The sequence below is a fragment of the Acinetobacter brisouisimilis genome, assembly GCF_000368265.1.
GTDB lineage: Bacteria > Pseudomonadota > Gammaproteobacteria > Pseudomonadales > Moraxellaceae > Acinetobacter.
Map to the genome: position 1 here is coordinate 99,715 of NZ_KB851219.1, position 19,781 is coordinate 119,495.

At 40.6% G+C, this 19,781-nt stretch carries 19 protein-coding genes; 10 read left to right on the forward strand and 9 right to left on the reverse strand.

Features of this window, described 5'->3' with window-relative positions; all coding sequences use genetic code 11:
- From nuoM to F975_RS04175, 4 genes are all read left to right on the forward strand, one after another.
- Complete coding sequence (gene nuoM, locus F975_RS04160) at nt 1-1,602, forward strand: NADH-quinone oxidoreductase subunit M (RefSeq protein ID WP_004750671.1); 1,602 nt, start codon at nt 1-3, stop codon at nt 1,600-1,602.
- Between the two features lie 3 nt (nt 1,603-1,605).
- Entirely contained in the window at nt 1,606-3,102 is a 1,497-nt protein-coding gene (nuoN, locus tag F975_RS04165) for an NADH-quinone oxidoreductase subunit NuoN (protein WP_004750673.1), read from the forward strand.
- Nucleotides 3,103-3,202: 100 nt separating this feature from the next.
- Complete coding sequence (gene upp / locus F975_RS04170) at nt 3,203-3,838, forward strand: uracil phosphoribosyltransferase (protein WP_004750674.1); 636 nt, start codon at nt 3,203-3,205, stop codon at nt 3,836-3,838.
- A 64-nt stretch (nt 3,839-3,902) separates the two neighbouring features.
- A complete protein-coding gene (locus F975_RS04175) occupies nt 3,903-4,319 on the forward strand; it encodes an excalibur calcium-binding domain-containing protein (RefSeq protein ID WP_004750677.1) in 417 nt (138 codons plus the stop codon).
- A gap of 8 nt (nt 4,320-4,327) precedes the next feature.
- Here F975_RS04175 and gigC read toward each other — a convergent pair whose 3' ends face one another.
- Nucleotides 4,328-5,212 (reverse strand): LysR family transcriptional regulator GigC, encoded by an 885-nt coding sequence (gigC, locus tag F975_RS04180; RefSeq protein WP_004750679.1) that lies wholly within the window; start codon nt 5,210-5,212, stop codon nt 4,328-4,330.
- 83 nt (nt 5,213-5,295) lie between these two features.
- Between gigC and F975_RS04185 the strand changes: the two genes are divergently transcribed.
- The gene (locus F975_RS04185; RefSeq protein WP_004750681.1) at nt 5,296-6,057 is read left to right on the forward strand and encodes a ferredoxin--NADP reductase; all 762 of its coding nucleotides are present in this window, start codon (nt 5,296-5,298) and stop codon (nt 6,055-6,057) included.
- Nucleotides 6,058-6,085: 28 nt separating this feature from the next.
- Here the strand turns inward: F975_RS04185 and F975_RS04190 are convergent, their stop codons facing one another.
- On the reverse strand, nt 6,086-6,508 hold the full coding sequence (locus tag F975_RS04190; RefSeq protein ID WP_004750683.1) for a hypothetical protein: 423 nt from the start codon (nt 6,506-6,508) through the stop codon (nt 6,086-6,088).
- A gap of 163 nt (nt 6,509-6,671) precedes the next feature.
- Here F975_RS04190 and F975_RS04195 point away from each other — a divergent pair, with 163 nt between their 5' ends.
- Nucleotides 6,672-6,863 (forward strand): hypothetical protein, encoded by a 192-nt coding sequence (locus F975_RS04195; RefSeq protein ID WP_004750684.1) that lies wholly within the window; start codon nt 6,672-6,674, stop codon nt 6,861-6,863.
- A gap of 38 nt (nt 6,864-6,901) precedes the next feature.
- Here the strand turns inward: F975_RS04195 and F975_RS04200 are convergent, their stop codons facing one another.
- From F975_RS04200 to F975_RS04220, 5 genes are read right to left on the reverse strand one after another with little or no spacing between them, the layout of a single operon-like run.
- A complete protein-coding gene (locus F975_RS04200) occupies nt 6,902-8,101 on the reverse strand; it encodes a BaiN/RdsA family NAD(P)/FAD-dependent oxidoreductase (protein WP_004750686.1) in 1,200 nt (399 codons plus the stop codon).
- A 29-nt stretch (nt 8,102-8,130) separates the two neighbouring features.
- A complete protein-coding gene (locus tag F975_RS04205) occupies nt 8,131-9,030 on the reverse strand; it encodes a 1-aminocyclopropane-1-carboxylate deaminase/D-cysteine desulfhydrase (protein ID WP_004750687.1) in 900 nt (299 codons plus the stop codon).
- Nucleotides 9,030-10,184 carry an HlyD family secretion protein gene (locus F975_RS04210; RefSeq protein ID WP_004750689.1) on the reverse strand — a complete coding sequence of 385 codons (1,155 nt, stop codon included), beginning with the start codon at nt 10,182-10,184 and terminating at the stop codon, nt 9,030-9,032. The genes F975_RS04205 and F975_RS04210 overlap by 1 nt, the downstream gene beginning before the upstream one ends.
- 15 nt (nt 10,185-10,199) lie before the next feature.
- Entirely contained in the window at nt 10,200-11,843 is a 1,644-nt protein-coding gene (locus F975_RS04215; protein ID WP_004750690.1) for an MFS transporter, read from the reverse strand.
- A complete protein-coding gene (locus F975_RS04220; RefSeq protein ID WP_034425728.1) occupies nt 11,836-12,405 on the reverse strand; it encodes a TetR/AcrR family transcriptional regulator in 570 nt (189 codons plus the stop codon). Before F975_RS04220 ends, F975_RS04215 begins: the two co-directional genes overlap by 8 nt.
- Nucleotides 12,406-12,589: 184 nt before the next feature.
- Between F975_RS04220 and F975_RS04225 the strand changes: the two genes are divergently transcribed.
- The 3 genes from F975_RS04225 (at nt 12,590) to F975_RS15805 (ending at nt 14,503) form a co-directional block, all read left to right on the forward strand.
- Nucleotides 12,590-13,354: a class I SAM-dependent methyltransferase gene (locus F975_RS04225; RefSeq protein WP_004750694.1), complete on the forward strand. Its 765-nt coding sequence runs from the start codon at nt 12,590-12,592 to the stop codon at nt 13,352-13,354.
- Between the two features lie 89 nt (nt 13,355-13,443).
- A complete protein-coding gene (locus F975_RS04230) occupies nt 13,444-14,025 on the forward strand; it encodes a LysE family translocator (protein WP_155757300.1) in 582 nt (193 codons plus the stop codon).
- A gap of 313 nt (nt 14,026-14,338) precedes the next feature.
- Nucleotides 14,339-14,503: an NF038215 family lipoprotein gene (locus tag F975_RS15805; protein ID WP_004750698.1), complete on the forward strand. Its 165-nt coding sequence runs from the start codon at nt 14,339-14,341 to the stop codon at nt 14,501-14,503.
- Between the two features lie 58 nt (nt 14,504-14,561).
- Here the strand turns inward: F975_RS15805 and F975_RS04235 are convergent, their stop codons facing one another.
- Complete coding sequence (locus F975_RS04235) at nt 14,562-15,536, reverse strand: MBL fold metallo-hydrolase (protein WP_004750700.1); 975 nt, start codon at nt 15,534-15,536, stop codon at nt 14,562-14,564.
- Between the two features lie 110 nt (nt 15,537-15,646).
- Here F975_RS04235 and F975_RS04240 point away from each other — a divergent pair, with 110 nt between their 5' ends.
- On the forward strand, nt 15,647-17,533 hold the full coding sequence (locus tag F975_RS04240; protein ID WP_004750702.1) for a P-loop NTPase fold protein: 1,887 nt from the start codon (nt 15,647-15,649) through the stop codon (nt 17,531-17,533).
- 47 nt (nt 17,534-17,580) lie between these two features.
- Here the strand turns inward: F975_RS04240 and metG are convergent, their stop codons facing one another.
- Complete coding sequence (metG, locus tag F975_RS04245) at nt 17,581-19,641, reverse strand: methionine--tRNA ligase (protein ID WP_004750704.1); 2,061 nt, start codon at nt 19,639-19,641, stop codon at nt 17,581-17,583.
- Nucleotides 19,642-19,781 lie beyond the last annotated feature (140 nt).

Below are 19,781 nucleotides of genomic sequence, written 5' to 3' on the forward strand. Positions count from 1 at the left end.
ATGGAAAACAATTTAATTTTACCCGCGCTGATTCTGATTCCTTTCATTGCAGGTTTTATATGCTGGTTGGTCGATAAACTCGACCAGCACCTTCCACGTTGGATTGCCCTGATCGGGATGGTGATTACCTTAGGCTTAACTGTAATCTTATGGAGCCATGGTAATTATCACTACGAGTTAGGTTCACAAGCGCCAACTTTCGCAGCACAATTTTATCTACCGTGGATTAGTTCACTGGGGATTAGTATTCACCTTGCTGTAGATGGCTTGTCATTGCTCATGGTCGGTTTGACTGCACTTTTGGGTATTTTGGCAGTGGGCTGTTCTTGGGGTGAAATTCAGAAGAATGTTGGTTTCTTCCATTTAAACTTACTTTGGAGTTTAGGTGGGGTAATCGGTGTATTCCTTGCGATAGACATGTTCCTGTTCTTCTTCTTCTGGGAGATGATGCTGGTACCAATCTATTTCTTGATTGCACTTTGGGGACATGCGGGTTCGAACGGTCGTTCACGCGTTTACGCTGCAACTAAATTCTTCATCTATACGCAAGTTTCAGGCTTGATCATGCTGATTAGTATTCTTGGACTAGTGGTCTGGGGTTATATCATGACCAATGGTGTGATTAACTTTGACTACAACTTCTTGTTGGCTGTTGCAAATCACTTGCCACCAAGTTTTGCGTATGGCTTTATGTTGTGTATGTTTGTAGGTTTTGCAGTAAAACTTCCTGTATTCCCATTACACGGCTGGTTACCAGATGCACATGCTCAAGCGCCTACAGCAGGTTCTGTAGACTTGGCAGGTATCTTGATTAAAACTGCAGCATACGGTTTGCTTCGTTTTGTAATTCCATTCTTCCCAGCAGCGTCAGCACAGTTTGCCGATGTTGCAATCATCTTTGGTTTGATTGGTATTTTCTACGGTGCATGGTGTGCTTATCAACAAACTGACATGAAACGTTTGTTGGCATATAGTTCTATTTCACATATGGGCGTTGTATTACTTGCAATCTATGCAGGCAACATCATCACTTATCAAGGTTTGATGATCATGATGTTGGCACACGGTCTATGTTCTGCTGCATTGTTCATTATGTGTGGTCAGATTTATGAACGTTTACATACACGTGATATGCGCCTGATGGGTGGTATGCGTGGTCAATTCCGTTATTTACCATTCTTCTTAATGTTCTTTATTTCAGCATTAGTGGGTATTCCTGGTTTAGGTAACTTTATTGGTGAATTCCTGATCATGATGGGTGCATTTGGTAAGTATCCAACATTCACGATCATTGCTGCGATCAGCTTGGTATTTGCTGGTCTTTATGGCTTGATTTTGATTCATCGTTCATTGTTTGGTACTCCAAACGAAGAGCAAAAACAGCATTATGCAAACCCACTGAAAGATTTGTCAGCACGTGAGATTGCGATTCTAATGATCTGTGTGATTGGTCTAGTGTGGCTTGGTATCTACCCACAATCCTTCCTTGATGTGTCTCATTCAAGTATGCAGTGGTTAGCGAATAGCTATATTCCTGTTCATAATGGTGTAGATTTGATGCAACAAGCAGTCAGCCAACTTGATAATGTGGAGATCCAATAAGTCATGAACTTCACAATCCAATTTTCAGATCTTATGCCACTTGCTCCAGTCATGATTGTCTCTTTGACAATCGTGCTGGTCATGATCTTAACGGCGATCAAACGTAATCATAATCTGATTGCAACAGCATCCGTTATTGGTTTGAACTTGGCAGCATTCAATATCATTTTGCAAATGATGAATGGGCAGTTCAGACCTGCCAATGTGATGAACATGTTTATGGTTGATCCATTTACCATGCTTTATCAATTACTGATTCTGGTTTCTGCCTTGGCATGCTGTACTTTGTCGCATGCCTATATTGAAAGCTATAAAGGCAACCGTGAAGAGTTGTACTTGCTGTTATTGTCTTCTGTTGCTGGGGCAATGTTGATGGTGGCAAGCTCTCACTATGCATCATTCTTCATTAGCTTGGAGTTGATGTCAGTTCCTGTATATGGTCTTTTGGCATATACGCATGAACGTGAGAAGTCTTTAGAAGCAGGAATGAAATATCTGGTGTTATCAGCAACGGCTTCTGCGATGTTGTTGATGGGTATGGCATATATTTATGCGTATACAGGCACATTATCATTCTATACAGGCTTTGCATCATTGCTGCAAATGGTGAAAATGGGCAACCCAATGGTGATTTTGGGCCTTGGTCTGATCATTTTCGCAATTGCGTTCAAACTATCGTTAGCACCATTCCACAAATGGACGCCAGATGTTTATCAAGGTGCACCAGCGCCATTGGCAACCTTTTTGGCAACTGCTGCGAAAGTTGCAACCATTGGTTTGTTTGTCCGCTATTTACTTGCAGCGGGCGCGTTGATTCCATCAATCAGCCTGATCATCAGCATTATTGCGGTACTCTCAATTATTGTGGGTAACTTGCTTGCAGTACGTCAGGTCAACCTCAAGCGTGTTCTTGCGTATTCATCTATTGCACATTTCGGTTATTTGCTTGTGGCTTTGGTCAGCAAAAACTACTTCAGCCTCGACAGTGTAAATATGTATGTGATTGCTTACGTATTAACAACCATTGGTGCGTTTGGTGTCGTGACTCTCATGTCTAGCCCATACAACAACACCGATGAAGCTGAAAGCGTTGCAGACTATCGTGGTTTGTTCTGGCGTCGTCCTGTTTTGACTGGGACTTTGACAGTGATGTTATTGTCGTTGGCAGGTATTCCGTTGACAGCAGGCTTTATCGGTAAGTTCATGGTGATTAAAGCTGCAGTTGATGCAGGTCACTGGTTCTTGGCTGCCATGATTATTGTGGGTAGTGGTATCGGTTTATACTATTACTTACGTGTTATGGTTGTGATGTACCTTACACCACCAGAAACGCCACGTATTGACGCTGAAAAACATTGGGGTCAAAAAGTGGGTGGAATCATGGTGCTTGGTGCAGCAGCATTGGTACTGTTGATCGGTGTTTATCCAGATCCTGTACTTAAAATTTCTGCAATGTCACAAGTTTTAGCGCCAATTCAACAAATATTGTTCAACCACTAATTTTAGCGGTCTAAAAAAGCCCTCATCAATGAGGGCTTTTTTATTTCTGATCGAAACGCGATATACTAGGCGCAACTTAAATCTGTCAGGTGTTCTCCCCGTGCCTATTCAAGAAATTCGTCACCCATTGATTCGCCACAAACTAGGCTTGTTGCGTCGTGCCGATATTAGTACCAAAAACTTTCGTGAACTTGCGCAAGAAGTAACCATGTTGCTGACTTATGAAGCAACTAAAGATTTAGCTGTGGTTGATCATGAAATTCAAGGTTGGGCAGGTGAGGTGACTACACAGCGCATCGCAGGTAAGAAAATTACCATTGTTCCAATTTTACGAGCAGGGATCGGGATGCTGGATGGTGTGCTCAATTTGATTCCAAGTGCTAAAGTCAGTGTTCTGGGGCTTGAGCGTGACGAAGAAACTTTACAAGCTCGAACTTACTACAAAAAATTGGTTCCAGATGTAGCCAATCGTATTGCCATGATTATTGATCCGATGCTGGCAACGGGTAGCTCATTAATCGCAGCAATTGATGTACTCAAACAAAGTGGCTGTAAAGATATCCGTGTAATGGTACTGGTTGCAGCACCAGAAGGTATTGCCAAAGTGGAAGCCTTACACCCTGATGTCCGTATTTTTACAGCATCGATTGATGATGGGCTGAATGACCATGGTTACATTGTTCCAGGTCTTGGTGATGCTGGTGATAAAATTTTCGGTAGTGTACAAAAAGACTAATGTCAATTTAAAAAAATACCTGTTAAATCTCTAAATAACAGGTATTTTTTATGAGACAAGAATGATGAAGAAAGCAGCGATGTTTTTATTTGTCGTTGTTGTATTGGCTGGTATCGGGATTTATATCACTTACTTAAGACTACAACAGCATGAGCAAATGCGTGGACAATATACGCAACAATTGATTCAAGAACAAAAACAGTTGATTGATGAGCAACGGAAAAAACTAGGGCATGTACCAGATCAATTGCCTGAACAAAAAACACAAGTGAATGTTGCACCAAGTATTGTGAGTCGACCTGCACCAGCACAAAAGCCGATGTTTAAATGTGATGGACGCCAATACTGCTCACAAATGCGTTCGCTTGCAGAAGCGCGGTGGTTTATACACAATTGCCCAAACACCAAAATGGATGGTAACCGTGACGGAGAGCCTTGTGAAAGTGATTCCCGCCGCAACACTGATCCAAATTGGCAATAAAATGAAAATTAGTCTTTTTCTTCACAAAAATGCATAAAGGCTTTAAGTCCAGGCCCTTGATATTTCTGGCGATGTACGAGCATATAGAGTGGGCGTTTTAGCTCCCAAAATGGCGTATCTAAAATAACCAGTTGTCCAGAATTGAGCATTGGGAGTAATGCGAGTCTAGAAATACACGAAATACCCAAACCGCCTGAGATAATTTTTAAAATGGCTTCATTATGTCCGAGTGTCAGGCGGATATTGGCATCTGCTAAATGATTTAAAATGGCTGTATCAAAAACCTCGCGTGTGCCTGAACCTTCTTCACGCAAAATCCATTCTACATCAGCAAAATCTTGAGGTGTTAAAGGACGGTTTAGCTGTGCTAAGGGATGGCTTGGAGCACAACATACTGCCAGTTCATCATCTCGCCAATGGATGCTTTGTAATTGTGGAATATGGCAAGAACCTTCAATCAGCGCTAGATCAAGCTGGAATTGATTGACAGCTTCAATCATCTGGCGAGTATTACCGACTTGTAATTGCAAGTGGGCTTGAGGCTGTAATTGTAGAAAACCTGCCATTAAATCTGGCATTAAATAATCACTAATGGTAAGTGTTGCACCAAGGCGTAAATCAATACTTTGTAATTCACCTTTGGCGACTTGTTCAAATGCTTCACAGCGCCCTAAAATTTCGAGTGCCTGTGGCAATAAAAAACGCCCAAGGTCATTGAGTTGGAGGCGTTTTCCTAAGCGATCAAATAATGGCGCACCTAATCCATCCTCTAAATCGGCCAATGCCATACTGGCCGCACTTTGAGTCAGCTTGACAGCATCACTGGCTTTGGTCACAGTCCCTTCTTGGGCTACGGCTACAAAAACAGCCAATTGGCGTAAGGTCATGCGCATAGTTGAAGCCTTAAATGAGTAAAAATATCAATATTTGCCTCGCCATGCTAACATGAGCCGACGAATTCTTGCACCTTGAAATCATGACATCTGAGAAATTTACTGTAGAAAAAGTCTTATCTATTCAACGTTGGGCCGATAATTTATTCAGCTTTAGCATGACACGACCAGCTCACTTTAAATTCACCGCAGGGCAGTTTGCACGCATTGGTTTACAGGTCGATGGTGAACTCATCGTGCGAGCATATTCTGTAGTTTCATCGCCTTATGATGAAACCTTGGAGTTTTTTTCGATTGTTGTGCCTGATGGTGCTTTTACTTCACGTCTAAAAGACTTACAAGTGGGTGATGAGCTGTATCTGGAAAAAATTCCCTATGGATTCTTAACTTTGGCACGCTATCAGCAACCGTTACCACATGATTTATGGTTACTGGCAACCGGTACAGGCTTGGCACCATTTTTGTCGATGTTACAGGATTTTGAGACATGGCAAAATTATCAAAAAATCAATCTGGTTTATAGTGTGCGTACACAGGCAGAACTGGCATACGTTGAGCGTATTCAGGAAATTGCTGCGACCTTCGGCGAAGGGCATACAGGGTTTCAATTTGTTCCGATTATTACGCGTGATCCACAGGCAATATTGCACCAGCGTTTGCCCGTTTTAATTGAAAATGGACAATTAGAAGCTGTAATTGGACAGCAATTTAACCCAGAAACGAGTCATATTATGCTCTGTGGTAACCCACAAATGGTTGAAGATACCAAAGAAGCCTTAAAGCAGCGTGGCTTGAGCATGAATCGTCGTGGTGAAGGCAATATTGCTGTAGAGAATTATTGGTAAAAATGAGTCTGGATATGTTTGTCGCAGCTTAATGCACAAACATATCCATAAAGGTGCGGATTTCACTAATTGCAGTTTCAACATCGGAACTGAGCCAAGTCGGTTCAAAAAAACCTGCATAATATTCGAGCCGATCTTGTGGCACGACCAAGCGAATAGGGCATTCTTCATCGACTAAACGCCAAGGAATAATGAGAACATCCTGATCGAGAAATGCTTCGATATTACGTAAATCGATCACTATTGCACTGATAAAGTCAGGAAATGGCATGACAGAAAATTCTTCTGTACGGCGACGAAAATATTCCAAATCACCCCACTTGAGCACATAGCTTGGCTTGCTAAACTCAATCACGCCGATCAGATGCTGATCTCGCGTATAATGTAAATAACATTGATGCGTCACATCAGTGTCGAGTTCAAGGGACGTGGATTGCAGGCTATACGACATAATCGTGGTGCATTGAAAAAGTGGCACATAGTATAGCCTATTTTTAGGCTACAGCAGATAAACAATGTATACGTGATGATAATGCTTCTTCACACAACACAACATAAACTTGATGTAGTATGAAAAATAGTCGAATTGACGTGATAGAAAGGAGGAGATGACTATGTTACGCCATCTAAGTCGGTCACTTCATGAGATGTATGTAAAAGAAAATAAACGTCTCGTGCGTTTTATGTTTGCCATGATTGTTTTATTTTATGTAGCAGTTGTGGCTTACATGTTCAGTTACAGCAGCCCAAGTGCCAAAGATGCTTATACAGGGCATCCTCAAGCGACGAAAATTGTGAAAAATTAAGCATATATACTGCTGAAGGAATGGAATTCCTTCGGCAGTTACACATATTCTGCTGCAGCAGCGGCAGATGACCATGCCCACTGAAAATTGTATCCGCCTAAGTGTCCCGTTACATCCAGCACTTCGCCTAAAAAGAATAAACCTTTCTGCTTTTTACTTTCCATGGTTTTAGATGAAACCTCATCGGTATCAACCCCACCTAAAGTCACTTCTGCTGTGCGGTAGCCTTCAGTACCCGATGGCTTGACCTGAAAGTTTTGTAGTTGAGTCGCAATATTTTCCAGTTTTTGATCGCTGAATTGACCGATTGCAGTTTCACTGTCTGCTTGCCAAATCAGTTGTTGCAGTTCAGCGATGACGGATTTTGCTGCAAGCTCATTTAGTAACGTGCGTAATAAACTTTTTGGTTGGCTCAGTTTTTTCTGTTTTAGCCATGCACAAAGATCATGAGTTGGGAAAAAGTTGATCTGAAAACTTTCACCAACCTGCCAGTAGTTAGACAGTTGTAATGAGCTTGGCCCGCTCAAACCACGATGAGTAAAGAGTAATGCTTCGGTAAAAGCCGCATCCGCATTGCTTAAAGTTGCTTCTAAAGCATTGCCACTTAAACGACTTGTGACTTCTTTAAATTGATCGGAAAAAGTAAAAGGAACCAGACCTGCGCGAGTTGGATAAACTCGATGCCCGAATTGTTGTGCCAGTTTATAGCCAAAATCTGAGCCGCCGAGTGTGGGAATAGACAAACCACCTGTTGCGACCACAACCGATTCAGTCTGATAGCTTTGAGTGGAGGTTTTAACGCTAAACTGATGTTCTGCAAGCACTTGGACTTGGGTAACTTCTGCTGAAGTTTGAATCTCAACCAAATCTGTTTTGCTACATTCAGCAAGCAACATATTTAAAATATCTTTGGCGCCGTTTAACGTAAACAGTTGCCCATGCTTGCGTTCTTCGTAGGCAATCCCATATTCACAGACCAGGCCAATAAAATCCCATTGGTTATAACGTGAAAGTGCCGATTTTACGAAATGCGTGTTATGACAAAGATAATTTTCAGGCTCGACATCCAGATTGGTGAAGTTACATTTTCCTCCACCAGACATCAGGATTTTTTTGCCGACTTTATTGGCTTTTTCCAGTACTAATACAGAGCGTCCGCGTTTGGCTGCACATGCTGCCAACATCAAGCCTGATGCACCTGCGCCTAATACGATGACATCATACTGTAGAGCAGCCATGTGATTCTCCGAATGCTAAAAACCGCGCATTATACTGAAATTTTGGGCATGTCGCCTAACTCTTGTGCACGTCCTTGTAAACCACCTGTGTGAATGGCGAGAATTCGTGTACCTGACTGAAAAAAGCCTTGTTCGATCAGGTCAAAAATTCCCATGAGCATTTTGCCTGTATACACCTGTTCGAGTGGAATCTGATAAGTCTGCTCAAAGCTTCGAATAAATTGCATCAGTTCAGGTGATGTTTTGGCATAACCACCACAGCAGTAAGTATCCAAAATTTTCCAGTTGCTTTTGTCGGTAAATTGCTTCACCTCTTGTGTCAGAAATTCACCTTTAAGCGTAGAAAAACCGAGTAACTGATGGCGTGAATCACTGGCTTGGATTAAACCTGATAGTGTGCCGCCAGTACCAACTGCACAGCAGAACACATCATAATGATTTAAATCTTCCGAAGTTAGAATTTCCTGACAGCCTTGAATGGCAAGGTCATTGGTTCCTCCTTCAGGAATCAGATAACTGTCGGGAAATTGTGATTGTAACTGCTGTAAAAAGTCTGGCTCATGACGTTGTTGATAAGCTTGTCGTGAAATAAATTCAAGCTGCATCCCCATCTCGCGTGCAGTTTGCAAGGTTGGGTTGAGTGGGCGCTGTGCCATTTCTTCGCCCCGAATGATGCCAATGCTTTGTAAACCAAGCATCTGAGCAGCATATGCCGTTGCTGCAATATGATTGGAATATGCGCCTCCGAAAGTCAGTACAGCGGTTTTGCCTTGTTGCTGTGCCTGTTGCAGGTTGTATTTGAGTTTATAAAACTTATTGCCTGAAATCTGGGGATGAACCAAATCCAGCCGTTTCAGATCAAGCTGAATATCATTGCGTTGTATCAAGGTTTCTACGGGAATTTGAGGCGACTGGGCTTGAATCTGCATTAGCGTGTGCCTGTTCCTTGTGTTGAAGTATCAACCGAGCTAATGACCGACATGCCTGGTCTGAGGCGCGCCAATTCAGGTTGATTTGGGTCAATTGCAATTTTTACCGCAATACGCTGCACCACTTTGGTAAAGTTGCCTGTCGCATTATCAGTTTTTAAAACACTAAACTCAGAGCCTGCAGCAGGAGAGATTTCCTCGACCCGTCCTGTAAATTTTTTGTGCTTTAAGGCATCGACGGTAAACGAGGCTTTTTGCCCAATCTGCATATTGGCAATCTGAGTTTCCTTAAAGTTGGCAACCACCCAAGTGGTTTGGGGAATGAGATACAGTAATTGCGAACCTGCCGCAACGTATTGTCCTACGCGTGGAGAAACCTCGCCCAGTTGTCCATCCATAGGGGCAGTGATGATGCTGTAATCTTTGGTGGTATTGGCTTGATCGAGTTGTGCCGCTGCATTTTTAACTTGTGCCTGTAAGCCTACGGTAGAAACTTGTGCAGTTTTTAAAGCTTCTTCGGCGACTTTGACGTTAGCTTTGGCTTCATTGAGTAAGGCCAGATTGTTGGCAACATTGGCTCGACTTTGATCCAGATCTGTTTTGGAAACAGCACCTGTATTACCTAAAGCCTGATAACGATACAGTTGTTGTAAGGAGAGCTGATATTGTGCTTCGATCTGAGCAACTTTAGCTTGCGCTGCTGCAATATCGGCTTGACGTTGGGCAATCGTTTGCTTTTGATTGTTAAAGTTATTTGCAGCCTGCTCGACACTGGATTGGGCTTGTGACACTTTTTGATTATAAGTTGTCGGGTCAATCCGAATCAGAATTTGCCCTTTTTTGACATGATCAAAGTCACTGACTAAAACATCCTGAATATAGCCATTGATTTGAGAAGATAAAACCGTGGTTTTACCTTTAATATAACTGTTGTCTGTCTGCTGGATTGGGGTATTGAATGGACCAATCTGCCATGCCCACATAATCACACTAATCCCAACCAATAGCACAAAGAACATCAGGATCAAGGTTGATTTTTTGGTTTCGATCAACTTGCTGACCCGAGGCACTGCCTTTAAATGCGGTTGTTGCTGTGCTGTTGATGTGGCTTCTTGTTCAGCTGGGCGATCATCGGTTTTTGGCTGTTCACTCATAGCATTTCTCTAAAATTAAGAGGATTGAGGTTGGCGGCGGGCATTGTAGTGTGTCGATGCAATATTGCCGAAGCCCCAAACCATTAAAATTACGGCAAAAATGCCATTTAAATAAATCACATCGTTATAGGCTCGCACCTGTGCTTCACGGGTAGTGACTTGTGACAAGCTGGATACAGCCTGTGCCTGATTTTTACTGCTATCGGTAATATAAGCGGCATACTTGCCTTGATACTGGCTGAGACGCTGCGTCACGTTAGGGTCTGTCGCTTCCAGTGCATTGTTAATGGTGACTTGATAAACTTGAGTACGTTCTTTTTGATAGGTTGAAAAAAACGAAGATCCCACCAGTCCACCAAAACTTTGGGTCGCTGAAAACAGCACCAAATAGGTCACAACATGGCCTGCACCCTGTTGCAAGGCGCGACCAAAACCGACCAGCAACAATGGGCCAATAAACAGCCCACCTGCAAAGGCCACTAAAAACTGACTATGATAAAAATTGGCGGGTCGTACATCACTGGTGAGATGAAAATCCAGACCACAAGCAATTAAGACCAGAAATTCGGCAAAGACCAATTGCAAGACAATCCGTTCGCGGGTAAAGGTCAAGGCACTGAAAATGGCGCCTGCCAACATGCCAAAAAAAATCACTGTGTAGAGGCTGACAAACTGGTCAGGCCCCATACCGACTGTTTTTAAAAAGTTAACGGCTGCATAAGTTTGCTCTGACATAAGTAGACGCAGGGCGAATGCCGCAAGAATAAAACGTAGGGTTGGCCAAGTGCCTAACCAGCGCGTCATAATCAGTGGGTTAGTGCGCTGATGCTCATAGAAAAAACCCAAAACCAGCAAAGTAAAACCGCAAATCAGCACATAGGCAATCCACGGTGAGTCAAACCACCAGCGTAGCGGCCCTTGTACCAGAACTGCACATAAACAGGCAAAGCCTGGGGCAAGTAAGGCAAAAGTCAGGAAATCGCCTTTTTCAAATACTGCTATACGTAAGCTACGCGGCAGCTTGAGTGAGACCACCATGGCAAAACAGCAAATGCTCAGGCCAAGCTCAAAGGTATACAGCACAGTCCAGTTGTTGACGTTCACCAGAAGTGGAGAAATAATCCATGCTAGCGGTACGCCCAATTGCCCAATACCAATTCCCAGATACAGTCCTTTAATGCGATGTTCTTTGCTAAAGCCTTGCATGATGTAATACATGCCCAGAGAACTAAGGGGAGCAGCCGCCAAGCCACTAATAAAGCGGGCAAATAGTGCAGATTGATAGTTATTTACCAAAATATGCATGATCATGACCGCAATAAATACCAACAAGCCAATTTCACTAAATAAGCGCAGTCCATACTGCTGGCGGGCTTTAAACAAAATCAGGTTGGAACTGATATTTGCCATAACATACGCAGCAGGCAGCCATGCTCCTTCAATAGGCGTTAAACCGTATTCACCTTGTAGTTGAGGTAAATTGGCGCTAATAAAGCCGTTACTCAGTCCTGCGGAAAGCGCAATAAATATGCCGATAAAAAAATATAAATAGCGTTTGCCACGTGGGTGCTCAATTGAAGGGGGAGAGCCAGGCAAGACAGGACGTTCGTCGGCTGTCCAGTCGGGCGGTGTCTCCAGATAACGCGGCTGTTTATCCATAACGTGCCTCGCGTGATACCTGAATCCCTGTCAGTAATAGTTCAATGGCACGTTTGGCAAGGCGTATTTGTTCTTGTTCGGTATGCCCACGAAACGATGCGGTTAAAATTGAAATAATAGTACGGTAATCTTCAAAAGTCAGATCTGGACGACAAACCTTTGCAGCAATTGCCTGATCAATCAGCGGTTGAATAATTTGCTGATGTTGCTGGATGAGTTCTTGTAGCTGTGCCTCATTGGCATCAAGGACACGCCAGTATTCTTTGAGTGCAGATAAGTGCGGCAGATTGTTTATATGACTGTAAATCAATAAAAACAAGCCATCTTCAAACTGTCCATAATATTTGGCACGTGTTTCTAGATTTTCAATCGACTGTTGCAACAAGGCATAAATCAAGTGTTTGCGGTCAGCAAAATTACGATAAAATGTGGCACGCCCAACCCCTGCATAATCAATAATCATCTGTAAAGGCACATGAATGCCATGTGCTTTAATCATTTCTGCTGCAGCATTTAAAAGCTCTTCACGGTTTTGTGCCGCACGTTGTAAGTGTTTACTCATGATTGCCAAGTCATTCAAAATCTGTTGGTATTTTACGGACAAATTTGTCCGTTTGTATTGGAATAGGTGTTTATAGTTTTGTAAATTAATAACTTTATTTTATATATATGCTTATAAATCATCATTATTTATTTTATGAAATCTTCTTTATGCTGTGTTTTATAGATATGAGGAGTAATAAAAAATGAATACACAACACCAAGTCAATCAACATCAATACCAAGATAAATCAAATGCTTATTTGAACAGTAGTGTACATGCTCAAGGTGCAGAATTTGTAAAAATGCAGCAATGTGTGCAGCAGCATCAATTCAAGCATATATTGGATTTGGGCTGTGGGGCGGGGCATGTCAGTTATCAGGTCGCACCATATACCGAGCAGGTCATTGCTTATGATGTGACATCAGAAATGGTGGAATTGGTTTGCCAACAAGCAAAAGAGAAGGGCTTAAGCCAAATTCAGGGGCAACAGGGTGCAGCCGAGAAATTGCCTTTTGCAGATCAGTCTTTCGATTGCATTATTAGTCGCTATTCAGCACATCACTGGCAGCATGTCGGGCAAGCTATGCAGGAAATTTATAGGGTTTTACAACCACACGGCAAAGTGATTTTTGTGGATATTTTGGGAAATGGTCAGCCTGCTTTAGACACCTTTTTGCAAACGATTGAAATGATTCGTGACCCAAGTCATGTGCGAAATTACAACTCGCAAGAATGGATGCAATTTGCTGAATATGCGGGTTTTCAGGTTGAGCAAGTAGAAAAACAAGTATTGCATTTGGACTTTGACAGTTGGGTCAGCCGCATGCAAACTCTAGCAAGTGGCGTTGAAACGATTCGGAGCTTGCAAGGCAAAGTTTCTGACGCCGTTATGCAACATTTCCAGATTCAGGCAGATGGTTCATTTCAAAGCGATGTGATGTATTTAGTATTGGGAAAAACAGCTTAAGTTCTGCTAAAATATCCGCCTTTGTTGGCCAGTAAATAGGTACTGTCGTGAATAGTTTGTGGGCGCTTTTTCCGATTGCCATCGCATTAATGTTAGGCGCGATTAGCCCTGGTCCAACGTTTATTTATGTGGCAAAAAACTCCATTGCCATTTCACGTAAGCATGGCTTATTTACTGCTTTGGGCACTGGAACAGGTGCGGCACTATTTGGTTTGCTTGCGGTCATGGGCTTGCAAGCAATTTTACTCGCCGTCCCATCCGCATATTTGATTTTAAAAGTGTGTGGTGGTCTGTATTTGCTATGGCTCGCATTTAAAATTATTCGCCATGCCAAAGAGCCAATCCATACAGAGCAAGATACAGCACCAAAAATGAGCTATGCCCAAGCCTATCGTTTAGGGCTGATCACACAGTTAAGTAATCCGAAAATTGCGATTGTCCTCGCCAGTATTTTTACCGCTTTACTGCCAAAAGAAATCCCAAGTTATTACTATGTGGTTTTGCCGATACTGTGCTTTTTTATTGATGCAGGTTGGTATTCGCTGGTCGCTATGGTGCTTTCGGCTGAAGTACCGCGTAAAGTGTATTTAAAATCCAAAGCGATTTTTGATCGTGTAGCAGGCGGCGTGATGACTTTGCTTGGACTGAAACTGATTTTTGGTATGAAATAATCTAAAGAATTTTAAAAAAGCCTATTGTTCATCAATAGGCTTTTTTTATGCCTGATCATCTTGGGTTGGCAATAATAAATTTGTTTTCAGAGAGTAAGGTGGAAGTATCTATCACCTCCTCAAGATAAGATGAAAAACTTTATGAAGAATAATAAGTTCTTCTTAAAGATATTTAAGATTAAAAATAAGCTGATATTTTTATTGCTGATTTTGCCATCTTGGGATAAGTTTCTTCACAAATTGAAATATATTTTTTTATACATTCTGCAAATAAAGTGCTAATTTAAAATAAAACAACAAAGAGGATATGCTCATGAAGACAATATCCATACTCTGCGTAGCGATGAGTTTATTTATGCTTACAGGATGTGAGCTAAAACAGCCGATCAAAACTCAGCCTAATTACTATGCACGAAGCATTGCAGGTACTCCTGTGTATCAGCAAGACTATCAGTTAAGTGCAGCCAACAAACCGTAAATATATTTGCCCAGTCCTGAAATAAGTATCAACCTATTTCAGGACTCAGAGATTTGTCTTAATCTTTAAAATGTACGGGAATCCACTGATAACTTTTCCCATCAGCAGAATAAATATGTCCAATTCCAGGGAAAGGCAAATGCGGTGCGGCAATCGTTTCTCTATTTTTGGCATATTCAGCAAATTGCTTTAAGCGTGTTGCAACCGCTTGTTTAGGATTAACATCATAGCCAATCGCCGTTGCAGGATGATCGAACTGTATGGTGTGTGAATGCACAATATCACCAATAAAAACAATCGTTTCATTTGATGTTTTGAGTTCATAACTAAAATGCCCTGGCGTATGTCCAGGGGTACTGATCACTTTAAAGCCCTGAATTTGATCACTCAGTTTGTAAGTTTTAAAGCGCTGTTTAGCTTGATAAGGTGCAATTGCCTGTTTGATTTTTTCAACGGTGGCTAAATAGCCTGCCTGTTGTGCTTTGGGAAGTTTTTTGATCTGTTCAGGATTGAGCCAGTAATTGGCTTCGGTAGAGGATACATAGACAGTTGCATTGGGGAAGTTGGCAACGCCATTTTTACTGATTCCACACACGTGGTCAGGGTGAAGGTGAGTCAGCAAAATGGTATTGACCTGTTCAGGTTTGTAGCCCGATGCTTTTAGATTGCTTAAAACCGAGCCTAAATGTGACCCAAAACAACTGGAAGCACCACTATCGACTAACACCAGCGAATGTCCTGTATTGACCAGAAAGGCGTTGATGGAGGTTTGTATGCCTTGGGCTTGGTCTGCATAATATTTCTTTAGGCTTTCATGGATTTGTTGCTCTGAAAGCCCTTTAAATAAACTGGGTGAAATATAGTTAGTGCCATCAAGCAGGGCGGTAATTTGGGTTTGACCTGACTGATATTGGTAGTAGCCTGCCACTTGTTTTTGTTGCTCGATTGGGGCTGTGGAGGACGTGGCGAATGTTGATGAAATGGTTGTGGTTGACAGGAATAAGGCAATTAGAGAGTGTTTAAGTTTTTTCATAGGAATTTTTATTAGGTTTAAAGGTGATATATTGTTTTAGCATGTTGATAGATTTTTTGCATTGATTTCTAATCACTGTATTCAATAGAAGTAAGTAGGACGAATAATAAGTGAATAGCCAAGAATATATTTCAGAACCTAATAAGCATATTGAAGAATACTTGGACTATTATTTTAGTGGATCTAAAAAATTAGAATATGCTGTTCTACTTAATGGTGAATGGGGAAGTGGTAAAACATGGTTTGTCAAAAAATATATAGAAAAACAAGAAAAACAGGGTAAAAAAGTCTCTTATATTAGTTTAAATGGTCTGTCAAAGACTGCTGATATTGATAATGCTATTTTTAAAAGCATTCACCCTGTATTAGCGAGTAAACAAGCTAAGCTAGCAGGACAAATATTAAAAGGTGCATTAAAAGCAACGTTAAAAATTGATTTAGATAAAGATTCTAAAGATGATGGTAGTGTAGGTATTTCTGTACCAGATATAAAATTGCCAGATTATTTAAAGATTAATGATAAATTTATTTTGGTGTTTGATGATTTAGAACGTTGCGAACTGAAAATTGAAGAAACTCTAGGTTATATAAATTATTTTGTAGAGCAAGAAAACATTAAAGTATTAATAGTTTCAAATGATACTGAAATTAAAGAAAGTGATCATTTTTTAAGAAAAAAAGAAAAGTTAATCGGTGTAAACTTTAATTATACAGAAGATCAAGAGTTAGCAATAAGAAGTATTCTTGAAGAAATAAGTGGTTCTGATTTGAAAGATAAATTAATATCTAAAATTTCATTTATTACCGAAATATTTAATAAAATAGCTTATAAAAATTTAAGAGCATTTAAACAAACTATTTTTGATTTTGAAAGATTTTATCGAAAAGATATTTTTGAATGGAAGGGAAATTTTGATCAAGATATCTTTGAAAAAGTATTAAAGTCTTTTCTAATTCTATCAATAGAAAATAAGAAAGGGCGTTTTGATAAAGAAATCTTGAAATTTAAGAAAGATGAGGATGAAGATAAAAATGCTAAAGATAATAGTGAAAAGGTTATCTTGAAAATTATGCGTGGCATTAATAGTAAAGATTCAGAAGATTTTATGAATAAATATAATTTATCATTAAATGAATTTATTATTTCACCTAATCTTTGGAATGAAATTTTAAACCTTAATATTATTGATAACGCTAAGATTGAAAAAGAATTGTATGAAGTATATTTCAGATTTAAAGAGGAGCAGCCTACTTGGTTAAAGTTAATGAATTTTTTAGATTTGGATGAATATGAATTTGATGAACTGATGGCATTAGCAAAAGAAGAGGTGGAAAATCATCAGTTAAAAAATCCTTCAGATATTTTACATACAATCAGTATTTTGATTTACTTAAAGGAAAATCAACTTATATCTTTTTCATTGGATCATTTATTTTCAATAGCTATAGCTGATTGGAAAAAATTTATCGAAGTTAATGAAAAAATGAGAAGAATTTATGATCATAGTTTTGTAGAGTATTCTGGGCACTATGGGTTTATTGCTAAAGAAATACCCCAATTTAATGATTTTATGAAAGATATTGTTAAAGCTTATGAAGATAAATATAGTGAAAAAGATGCTACAAGAGCTAGTGAACTAATTGACTTAATGGAAAATAATAGCCAGTTATTTATTCAACGTATCTCTCTAACAAATAGGGAAGAAAATTATTATTATAATTATCCAATAATGAAAGAGGTTGATGCTCAAATTTTTGCAAATAAGTTATGTATGATCAAGCAGTCAGATTGTATGAGCTCTTTATATGGTTTATCACATAGATATTCTATCCAAGCATCATTCAATATGTATATTGAGGAAAAAAGTTGGTTTAATCAGGTGGAAGATTATATCAAGACAAATATACTTCCAACAGCGAATAAGATAACCAAAGCACGAATTAATTTAAGAATTTTACCTGAGATTTCAAAAATTAAAGAAGATGCTGAGAAATAATAAAAAATCCGCTTAGAAAAGCGGATTTTTTATTAAGAGATTTTTCTTTAAGACACTTTATCACCTGGTTTAGCGCCAGATTCAGGTGAAATCACCCAAACACCTTCGCCATTACCTGCTGCAAGCACCATACCATTTGAAATGCCAAAACGCATTTTACGTGGCGCAAGGTTGGCAACCAATACAACCAGTTTATCTTTCAGGTCTTCAGGAGCATAGAACTCACGAATACCGCTAAGTACGTTACGTGGTTCAGCTTCGCCTGCATCTAAAGTCAGTTGAAGAAGTTTATCTGAGCCTTCAACTGTTGCAGCTTCTAAAACTTTGGCTACACGAAGGTCGATCTTGATAAAATCTTCAATACCAATGATTTCAGCTTCACCAATTTTCGGTTCAGCTTTTTTCTCTTTGGCTTTTTCTTTTTTCTTTTCCGCTTTTGCAGGTTCAGCAGCAGGCGCACCTAAAGATTCTTTAGATGCATCCACCATCGCTGCAACCGCTTTTGGATCGACACGTTGCATTAGCGCTTGGAAAGCAGCAATTTCATGACCAGTTAAAATCGTTTTACGTGATTCAAAGTTAAAGCTGTCGAGTTTTAAGAAGGCTTGAACTTGATTTGCCAACTCAGGCAATACTGGCGCAAGGTAAACAGCCAATTGGCGGAACAGGTTGATACCGACAGAGCACACATCATGTACTTGCTGTTCTTGACCTTCTTGTTTTGCAAGCGCCCACGGTTTTTTCTCGTCGATGTATTGGTTGGCACGGTCAGCCAATGCCATGATTTCACGAATCGCAGTTGAGAACTCACGTGCTTCATAGGCTTTGGCAATCGAATCACCAGCATCAATAAAGCTTTGCACCAAATCCGCTTCAGCACATTCGCTCGATAAAGTATCGTTAAATTTGGTGTTAATGAACTTGGCACAACGGCTGGCGATGTTCACCACTTTACCGACAAGGTCAGAGTTCACTTTTTGAATGAAATCATCCAGATTCAAGTCTGAATCTTCAACTTTGTCCGAAAGTTTAGACGCGAAGTAATAACGTAAATACTCAGGATTCAAGTGCTCTAAATAGGTTTCAGCTTTAATGAATGTACCACGTGATTTCGACATTTTTTGACCATTTACAGTCAAGAAGCCGTTTACGAATAAACCTGTTGGTGTACGGTAGTTTGCACCTTCAAGCATTGCAGGCCAGAACAACGCATGGAAGTAAACAATGTCTTTACCAATGAAATGATAGACTTCATTTTCACTGTCTTTTTTCCAGTAGTCGTCAAAGTTCAAATCTGGACGTTTAGTTTTAATGTAGTTTTCAAAACTCGACATATAGCCAATCGGTGCATCGACCCAAACATAGAAATATTTGTTCGGTGCATCTGGAATTTCAAAGCCGAAATACGGTGCATCACGCGAAATATCCCAGTCCGCCAAGCCTGAATCGAACCATTCATCAAGCTTATTGGCAATTGAAACAGGCAAACGACCTGGGTCTCGTGTCCATTTTTGTAGGTATTCTGAGAAGTTCGGCAACTTGAAGAAGTAATGGTCTGATGACTTTTCAATAGGAGTTGCACCGCTCAGTGTAGAACGCGGATTTAACAGTTCTGTTGCGTTATAGGTTGTACCGCAAACTTCACAAGAGTCGCCGTATTGGTCTTCGGCTTTACATTTCGGGCATGTACCTTTAATGAAGCGATCTGACAGGAACATTTGTTTTTCTGGGTCAAATAACTGGCTGACAGGGCGAGTCGCGATGTTGCCTGCTTCACGGTTTTTGACATAAATTTCTTGAGAGCGTGCTTTGTTGGTGTTGCTATGGGTTGAGTCATAGTGATCAAAGCTAATCCCAAAACCTGCAAAATCACGCTCATGTTCTTTTTGCACATTGGCGATCTGCTGTTCTGGGCTAATGCCATTGGCTTCGGCACGTAGCATGATGGCAGTACCATGAGCATCATCCGCACACACATAAGTCACTTCATGACCTAATGCACGCATGGCACGAACCCAAATATCTGCTTGGATATAACCGAGTAAGTGACCCATGTGAATTGGACCATTGGCATAAGGAAGGGCATTTGTGACTAAAATTTTACGCACGGAAGTTGTTCTCTCATTCGTATTTACAAGCAAAAGATTGTACCTGAGCGCAGGAAAACAAAGCAACGCTTTGTCTGCGCATTTGGCGAGGGCTGCGCTGAGTATATCGAACTTTGCTGATTTAAGCGGTGAATTCTTTT

Excerpts from the sequence above, each read along its gene's own strand:
- F975_RS04215 (WP_004750690.1), bottom strand. The coding sequence starts at position 11,843 with ATGGATAAACAGCCGCGTTATCTGGAGACACCGCCCGACTGGACAGCC.
- nuoM (WP_004750671.1), top strand. The coding sequence starts at position 1 with ATGGAAAACAATTTAATTTTACCCGCGCTGATTCTGATTCCTTTCATT.
- F975_RS04175 (WP_004750677.1), top strand. The coding sequence starts at position 3,903 with ATGAAGAAAGCAGCGATGTTTTTATTTGTCGTTGTTGTATTGGCTGGT.
- F975_RS04225 (WP_004750694.1), top strand. The coding sequence starts at position 12,590 with ATGAATACACAACACCAAGTCAATCAACATCAATACCAAGATAAATCA.
- F975_RS04190 (WP_004750683.1), bottom strand. The coding sequence starts at position 6,508 with ATGTCGTATAGCCTGCAATCCACGTCCCTTGAACTCGACACTGATGTG.
- F975_RS04210 (WP_004750689.1), bottom strand. The coding sequence starts at position 10,184 with ATGAGTGAACAGCCAAAAACCGATGATCGCCCAGCTGAACAAGAAGCC.
- F975_RS04200 (WP_004750686.1), bottom strand. The coding sequence starts at position 8,101 with ATGGCTGCTCTACAGTATGATGTCATCGTATTAGGCGCAGGTGCATCA.
- F975_RS04195 (WP_004750684.1), top strand. The coding sequence starts at position 6,672 with ATGTTACGCCATCTAAGTCGGTCACTTCATGAGATGTATGTAAAAGAA.
- F975_RS04185 (WP_004750681.1), top strand. The coding sequence starts at position 5,296 with ATGACATCTGAGAAATTTACTGTAGAAAAAGTCTTATCTATTCAACGT.
- F975_RS04220 (WP_034425728.1), bottom strand. The coding sequence starts at position 12,405 with ATGAGTAAACACTTACAACGTGCGGCACAAAACCGTGAAGAGCTTTTA.
- gigC (WP_004750679.1), bottom strand. The coding sequence starts at position 5,212 with ATGCGCATGACCTTACGCCAATTGGCTGTTTTTGTAGCCGTAGCCCAA.
- F975_RS04235 (WP_004750700.1), bottom strand. The coding sequence starts at position 15,536 with ATGAAAAAACTTAAACACTCTCTAATTGCCTTATTCCTGTCAACCACA.
- F975_RS04230 (WP_155757300.1), top strand. The coding sequence starts at position 13,444 with ATGTTAGGCGCGATTAGCCCTGGTCCAACGTTTATTTATGTGGCAAAA.
- F975_RS15805 (WP_004750698.1), top strand. The coding sequence starts at position 14,339 with ATGAAGACAATATCCATACTCTGCGTAGCGATGAGTTTATTTATGCTT.
- F975_RS04205 (WP_004750687.1), bottom strand. The coding sequence starts at position 9,030 with ATGCAGATTCAAGCCCAGTCGCCTCAAATTCCCGTAGAAACCTTGATA.
- nuoN (WP_004750673.1), top strand. The coding sequence starts at position 1,606 with ATGAACTTCACAATCCAATTTTCAGATCTTATGCCACTTGCTCCAGTC.